Source organism: Streptomyces sp. NPDC047453 (assembly GCF_040643155.1).
Taxonomy (GTDB): domain Bacteria; phylum Actinomycetota; class Actinomycetes; order Streptomycetales; family Streptomycetaceae; genus Streptomyces.
Genome location: NZ_JBEYTS010000017.1, coordinates 130,788 through 137,198 on the forward strand (window position 1 = coordinate 130,788; position 6,411 = coordinate 137,198).

General features: G+C 71.3%; 6 protein-coding genes. All 6 read left to right on the forward strand.

Annotation, left to right across the window (positions count from 1 at the left end):
* Position 1 precedes the first annotated feature (1 nt).
* The 6 genes from ABZ818_RS18010 to ABZ818_RS18035 all read left to right on the forward strand — a co-directional run bounded on the left by ABZ818_RS18010 (position 2) and on the right by ABZ818_RS18035 (position 6,323).
* Positions 2-769, forward strand: coding sequence for a DUF3710 domain-containing protein (locus ABZ818_RS18010; RefSeq protein ID WP_361415329.1), 768 nt, complete (start codon positions 2-4; stop codon positions 767-769).
* Between the two features lie 193 nt (positions 770-962).
* Complete coding sequence (locus tag ABZ818_RS18015; RefSeq protein ID WP_361415331.1) at positions 963-1,655, forward strand: ABC transporter ATP-binding protein; 693 nt, start codon at positions 963-965, stop codon at positions 1,653-1,655.
* 236 nt (positions 1,656-1,891) lie between these two features.
* Positions 1,892-4,435: a sensor histidine kinase KdpD gene (locus ABZ818_RS18020; protein ID WP_361415333.1), complete on the forward strand. Its 2,544-nt coding sequence runs from the start codon at positions 1,892-1,894 to the stop codon at positions 4,433-4,435.
* Positions 4,432-5,115, forward strand: coding sequence for a response regulator (locus ABZ818_RS18025; RefSeq protein WP_358737097.1), 684 nt, complete (start codon positions 4,432-4,434; stop codon positions 5,113-5,115). The genes ABZ818_RS18020 and ABZ818_RS18025 overlap by 4 nt, the downstream gene beginning before the upstream one ends.
* A gap of 41 nt (positions 5,116-5,156) precedes the next feature.
* Positions 5,157-5,555 carry an OB-fold nucleic acid binding domain-containing protein gene (locus tag ABZ818_RS18030; RefSeq protein WP_361415336.1) on the forward strand — a complete coding sequence of 133 codons (399 nt, stop codon included), beginning with the start codon at positions 5,157-5,159 and terminating at the stop codon, positions 5,553-5,555.
* Positions 5,556-5,558: 3 nt separating this feature from the next.
* Positions 5,559-6,323: a DUF3159 domain-containing protein gene (locus ABZ818_RS18035; RefSeq protein ID WP_361415338.1), complete on the forward strand. Its 765-nt coding sequence runs from the start codon at positions 5,559-5,561 to the stop codon at positions 6,321-6,323.
* Positions 6,324-6,411: the final 88 nt, after the last annotated feature.

The window sequence follows — 6,411 nt, forward strand, 5'->3', positions numbered from 1 at the left end:
CGTGTTCGGACGTCGCAAGAAGAAGGGTGCCGCCGAGGACGCGGCCGGCGAGGCCGAGCAGGTCGTCGACAGCGTCGACACCGAGGCGGACGCGGACGTGGAGGGCGAGCGCGAGCGTGTGCGGCTCGAGCCCGAACCGCGGCCCGACGGGCCCTGGGACGGCTCCGAGGTGCGCGAGCCGGCCGAGGGCCGGGTGGACCTCGGCGGCATGTTCGTGCCCGGCATCGAGGGCATGGAGCTGCGGGTCGAGGTCGCGGGCGACGCGATCGTCGCGGCGACCGTCGTCCTGCAGGACAGCGCCATCCAGTTGCAGGCCTTCGCCGCGCCCAAGCGCGAGGGCATCTGGGGCGAGGTGCGCGAGGAGATCGGCAGCGGCATCACCCAGCAGGGCGGCATCGTCGACGAGGTCGAGGGGCCGCTGGGCTGGGAGCTGCGCGCGCAGGTGCCGGTGCAGCTGCCGGACGGCACGGGCGGTTACCAGGTCGTGCGGTTCGTCGGCGTGGACGGTCCCCGCTGGTTCCTGCGCGGAGTGATCTCCGGGCAGGGCGCGGTGCAGCCGCAGGCGGCCGGACTGCTCGAGCAGATCTTCCGGGACACGGTCGTGGTCCGCGGCGAGGGCCCGATGGCGCCCCGCGACCCGATCGTCCTGAAGCTGCCGAACGACGCGCAGATGGTGCCCGAGGGCGTCCAGCAGGACGAGGGCCAGTCCCGCTTCTCCGGCGGGATGGGCCAGCTCCAGCGCGGACCGGAGATCACCGAGGTCCGCTGAGAGCGGTCACCGACAGGACTCAGGGCCGTACCTCACGGGGTGCGGCCCTCCGCTGTGCGCGGCCTTCTCCGCGGTCCCGGCCGGAAACCTTCGCGAACGTCCGTCCGTTCGGTTGGTGATCGCATGTTGAAGGGACGGGCGCGGCTGGTGATACTGGCGCCCGGTCCACGGGGGACGGAAACGGGGAGGGCACATGAGCCAGGTGATCAACGAGACCATGGTGCGGGTCGAGGACGTCCACAAGTCCTACGGACAGGCGGCGGCCGCCGTGCACGCCCTGCGCGGAGTCTCCTTCGAGGTGCCGCGGGGCGAACTGGTCGCCCTCAAGGGCCGCTCCGGCTCCGGCAAGACGACGCTGCTCAACATCGTCGGCGGGCTCGACGAGCCGGATCGGGGACGGGTCCACGTCGACGGTCGCGACCTGTCCGAACTCGGCGAGGACGGCCTTCTCGCCCTGCGTAGGGACCGCATCGGGTTCGTCTTCCAGTCCTTCGGGCTCATCCCGATCCTCACCGCCGCGGAGAACGTCGGCGTGCCGATGCGACTGCGCCGCGCCGATCCGCGCGCCCGGGAGGAGCGCGTCGAGCTGCTGCTGTCCCTGGTCGGCCTCGCCGACCACGCCCGGCAGCGGCCCGGTGAGCTCTCCGGCGGCCAGCAGCAGCGCGTGGCCATCGCCCGCGCCCTCGCCAACGAGCCGGCGCTGCTGATAGCCGACGAGCCGACCGGCCAGCTCGACGCGGAGACCGGTCACGCCGTGATGGAGCTGCTGCGCGCGGTCGTCCGCAGCGAGCAGGTCACCGCACTGGTCGCGACCCACGACGCGACCCTCCTGGACCTCGCCGACCGGGTTCTGGAACTGCGCGACGGCAAGATCGTCGAGTCGTGACGCCCTGACGCCGTCTCGCTGCCGCGCCGTGACGCCCTGACGTAGTGACGTCGTGGCGCCGCGACGCCGTAACGCTGTGGCGTCCACACGTCGTAAGCCGTGACGCCGTGCACGTCAGGGTTGCGTCAAAGACGGCCGACCACCCCCGCGCGACCCCTTATGTCGCGAATATCGGCCGTAGGGTCGATGCGGCATACACACGGCATCCACAGCCGTGAGGGGAAGACAATGGGGCCATGGGACGCGGCAAGCTTCGGATCTACCTCGGTGCGGCACCGGGCGTCGGCAAGACGTACGCGATGCTGTCCGAGGCACACCGCCGGGTGGAGCGGGGCACCGACTGCGTCGTGGCGTTCGTCGAGCACCACGACCGGCGGCGCACCGAGGTGATGCTGCACGGCCTGGAGCAGGTTCCCCGCAAGGCGCTGGAGTACCGCGGGACCACCTTCACCGAGATGGACGTCGACGCCGCGCTGCGCCGCGCCCCGGCCGTCGCCCTGGTGGACGAACTCGCCCACACCAACATCCCCGGCTCCCGCAACGCCAAGCGCTGGCAGGACGTGGAGGAACTGCTCGCGGCCGGCGTCGACGTCATCTCCACGGTCAACATCCAGCATCTGGAGTCCCTCGGCGACGTCGTCGAGTCGATCACGGGCATCCGGCAGCGCGAGACCGTCCCGGACGAGGTGGTGCGGCGGGCCGACCAGATCGAACTGGTCGACATGTCGCCGGAGGCCCTTCGCCGCCGGATGGCGCACGGCAACATCTACAAATCGGACAAGGTCGACGCCGCCCTGTCCAACTACTTCCGGCCCGGCAACCTCACCGCGCTGCGCGAACTGGCCCTGCTGTGGGTGGCCGACCGGGTCGACGAATACCTCCAGCGCTACCGCAGCGAGCACCAGGTCTCCAAGATCTGGGGCTCGCGCGAGCGCATCGTGGTCGGCCTGACCGGCGGCCCCGAGGGGCGCACGCTGATCCGCCGGGCGGCCCGGCTGGCCGAGAAGGGCGCCGGAGGGGAGGTCATGGCCGTCTACATCGCCCGCAGCGACGGACTGTCCTCCGCCTCCCCGAAGGAACTGACCGTCCAGCGCACCCTCGTGGAGGACCTGGGCGGCACCTTCCACCATGTCGTCGGCGACGACATACCCGCCGCGCTGCTCGACTTCGCCCGCGGGGTCAACGCCACCCAGATCGTGCTGGGCTCCTCGCGCCGCAAGACCTGGCAGTACGTCTTCGGACCTGGCGTGGGCGCCACGGTGGCCCGCGAGTCGGGCCCCGACCTCGACGTGCACATCGTCACCCACGGGCAGGTCGCCAAGGGGCGGGGACTGCCGGTGGCCCGCGGCGCCCGGCTCGGCCGCGCCCGGATCGTCTGGGGCTGGACGGTCGCGGTCGCCGGACCGGTGGCCCTCGCGCTGCTGCTGAACACCGGGGACATCGGCCTGGCCAACGACATGCTGCTGTTCCTGGCCCTGACGGTGGCCGCGGCCCTGCTGGGCGGGTTGCTGCCGGCGCTCGCCTCGGCAGCCGTCGGATCGTTTCTGCTGAACTACTACTACACCCCGCCCCTGCACCGGCTGACCATCGCCGACCCCAAGAACATCGTCGCCATCGCGATCTTCGTCGGCGTCGCCGTGTCCGTGGCCTCGGTGGTGGACCTCGCGGCCCGCCGCACCCACCAGGCCGCCCGGCTGCGCGCCGAGGCGGAGATACTGTCCTTCCTCGCGGGCAGCGTGCTGCGCGGCGAGACCAGCCTGGAGGCGCTCCTGGAGCGGGTCCGCGAAACCTTCGGCATGGAGTCGGTGGCGCTGCTCGAACGGCAGAGCGACGTGGACCCCTGGACCTGCGCCGGCCGCGTGGGCACGGGCGGACCGCTCCAGCGCCCGGAGGACGCCGACGTGGACATGCCCGTCGGCGACCACATGGCGCTGGCGCTGACCGGACGGGTGCTGCCCGCCTCCGACCGCCGGGTGCTGGCCGCCTTCGCGGCCCAGGCCGCCGTCGTCCTGGAGCGCCGGCGCCTCCAGGAGGAGGCCGACCGGTCCCGCGCCCTCGCGGAGGGCAACCGCATCCGCACCGCGCTGCTCGCCGCCGTCAGCCACGACCTGCGCACACCGCTCGCCGGGATCAAGGCGGCCGTCTCCTCGCTCAGGTCCGAGGACGTCGAGTGGTCCGAGGAGGACCGCGCCGAACTGCTCCAGGGCATCGAGGAGGGCGCCGACCGGCTCGACCACCTCGTGGGCAACCTGCTGGACATGTCCCGCCTCCAGACCGGCACCGTCACCCCGCTGATCCGCGAGATCGACCTCGACGAGGTGGTGCCGATGGCGCTGGGCGGGGTGCCCGAGGACAGCGTGCACCTGGACATCCCGGAGTCCCTCCCGATGGTCGCCGTCGACCCCGGGCTGCTGGAGCGCGCGGTCGCCAACCTGGTGGAGAACGCCGTGAAGTACAGTCCGCCGGACGAGCCGGTGCTGGTGTCCGCCAGCGCCATGGCCGACCGGGTCGAGGTCCGGGTCGTCGACCGCGGACCGGGCGTCCCGGACGAGGCCAAGGACCGCATCTTCGAGCCGTTCCAGCGGCACGGCGACGCCCCGCGCGGAGCAGGCGTCGGCCTCGGCCTCGCCGTGGCGCGCGGCTTCGCCGAGGCCATGAGCGGCACGCTCGAGGCCGAGGACACGCCCGGCGGCGGTCTGACGATGGTCCTCACCCTGCGGGCCGCGGAGAGCCTTCGCGTCCCCGCACGACTCGCCGAACCAGAAAGGCAAACCACATGACGCGGGTGCTGGTGGTCGACGACGAGCCGCAGATCGTGCGTGCGCTCGTGATCAACCTCAAGGCACGCAAGTACGAGGTCGACGCCGCCTCCGACGGCCGGACCGCCCTCGACCTCGCCGCCTCCCGCCACCCCGACGTGGTCGTCCTCGACCTCGGCCTGCCCGACATGGACGGAGTCGAGGTGATCAGGGGCCTGCGCGGCTGGACCCGGGTGCCGATCCTGGTGCTGTCCGCCCGCCACTCCTCCGACGAGAAGGTCCAGGCGCTGGACGCGGGCGCCGACGACTACGTCACCAAGCCTTTCGGCATGGACGAGCTGCTGGCCCGGCTGCGGGCCGCCGTCCGCCGCGCCGAGCCCGTCGGGAGCGGCGAGGACGGCGTGCTGGTGGAGACCGAGGACTTCACCGTCGACCTGGCCGCGAAGAAGGTCAACCGGGCCGGCAAGGACGTACGGCTCACCCCGACCGAATGGCATCTGCTGGAGGTGCTGGTGCGCAACACCGGCCGGCTGGTCAGCCAGAAGCAGCTCCTCCAGGAGGTGTGGGGACCGTCGTACGGCACGGAGACGAACTATCTGCGCGTGTACATGGCACAGCTGCGCAGGAAGCTGGAGGCCGACCCCTCGCACCCCAAGCACTTCGTCACCGAGCCGGGGATGGGCTACCGCTTCGAGAAGTGAGCGGTTACGTCGTCCTCCAGGCACCCCGGTACGCTTCAGACATGAGTGCTGTTCCTCGTTCCGAAAAGCCGGCGGGCCGGTTTCGGCGCATGCTCGACCGGCTTTCCTCGTCACAGGAGGACCTGGAGTCCGAGGAACTGCGGGAGGACGCCGAGACCGCGGGCTGTACGCGGATCGGCGACTGCACCGACCGGCAGATCGTCACGGTTACTGGTACCTTGCGCACGGTCACCCTGCGTCCACGTGCCGGAGTGCCGGCCCTGGAGGCCGAGTTGTTCGACGGCACGGCCGCGCTGGACGTGGTGTGGCTCGGCAGGCGCTCCATCGTCGGGATCGAACCGGGGCGCAAGCTGATCGCATCGGGCCGGATCTCGATGAGCCGGGGCCGCCGGGTGCTGTTCAACCCCAAGTACGAACTGCGACCCCTCGGACGGGAGTAGCCGGTGACGTCACTCGACAAGCCGACCCAAGACACGAATGCCGACGACGATGCCCGGGCGGCGACGGAGGCCGCGCTGTTCGAGGCGTTCGGCGGGGTGCGGGGCATGGTCGAGACGGTGCTGCCCGGCCTCCTCTTCGTCACGATCTTCACGATCAGCAAGGACCTGCACTGGTCGGCGATCGCCGCACTGGCCGTGTCGCTGCTGCTGGTCGTGGTCCGGCTGGCGAGGCGGGACACCGTCAAGCACGCCTTCAGCGGTGTCTTCGGCGTCGCCTTCGGTGTCGTCTTCGCGATGATGACCGGCAACGCCAAGGACTTCTACCTGCCCGGCATGCTCTACACGCTGGGCCTGGCCGTGGCCTACATCGTGACCACGCTGGCCGGGGTCCCGCTGATCGGCCTGATGCTCGGCCCGGTCTTCAAGGAGAACCTCTCCTGGCGCACCCGCAACCCGGGCCGCAAGAAGGCCTACGCCAAGGCGAGCTGGGCCTGGGGCCTGATCCTGCTCGCCAAGTGCGCGATCCTCTTCCCGCTGTACTGGTGGGCCGACACCACCCAGCTCGGCTGGGTCCTGGTCACGCTGAAGATCCCGCCGTTCCTGCTGGCGGTCTGGCTGACCTGGGTCTTCCTCGCGAAGGCGCCCGCGCCCATCGACGTGTTCGCGGAGATGGAGGCGGAGGAGAAGGCCGAGGAGGAGCGCAAGGCGGCCCTGGCGCAGGAGGACGGCGAGGCACCGGCCGCCGGCCGTCACCGCCGCCAGACCTGATCCTGCTCGCCAAGTGCGCGATCCTCTTCCCGCTGTACTGGTGGGCCGACACCACCCAGCTCGGCTGGGTCCTGGTCACGCTGAAGAT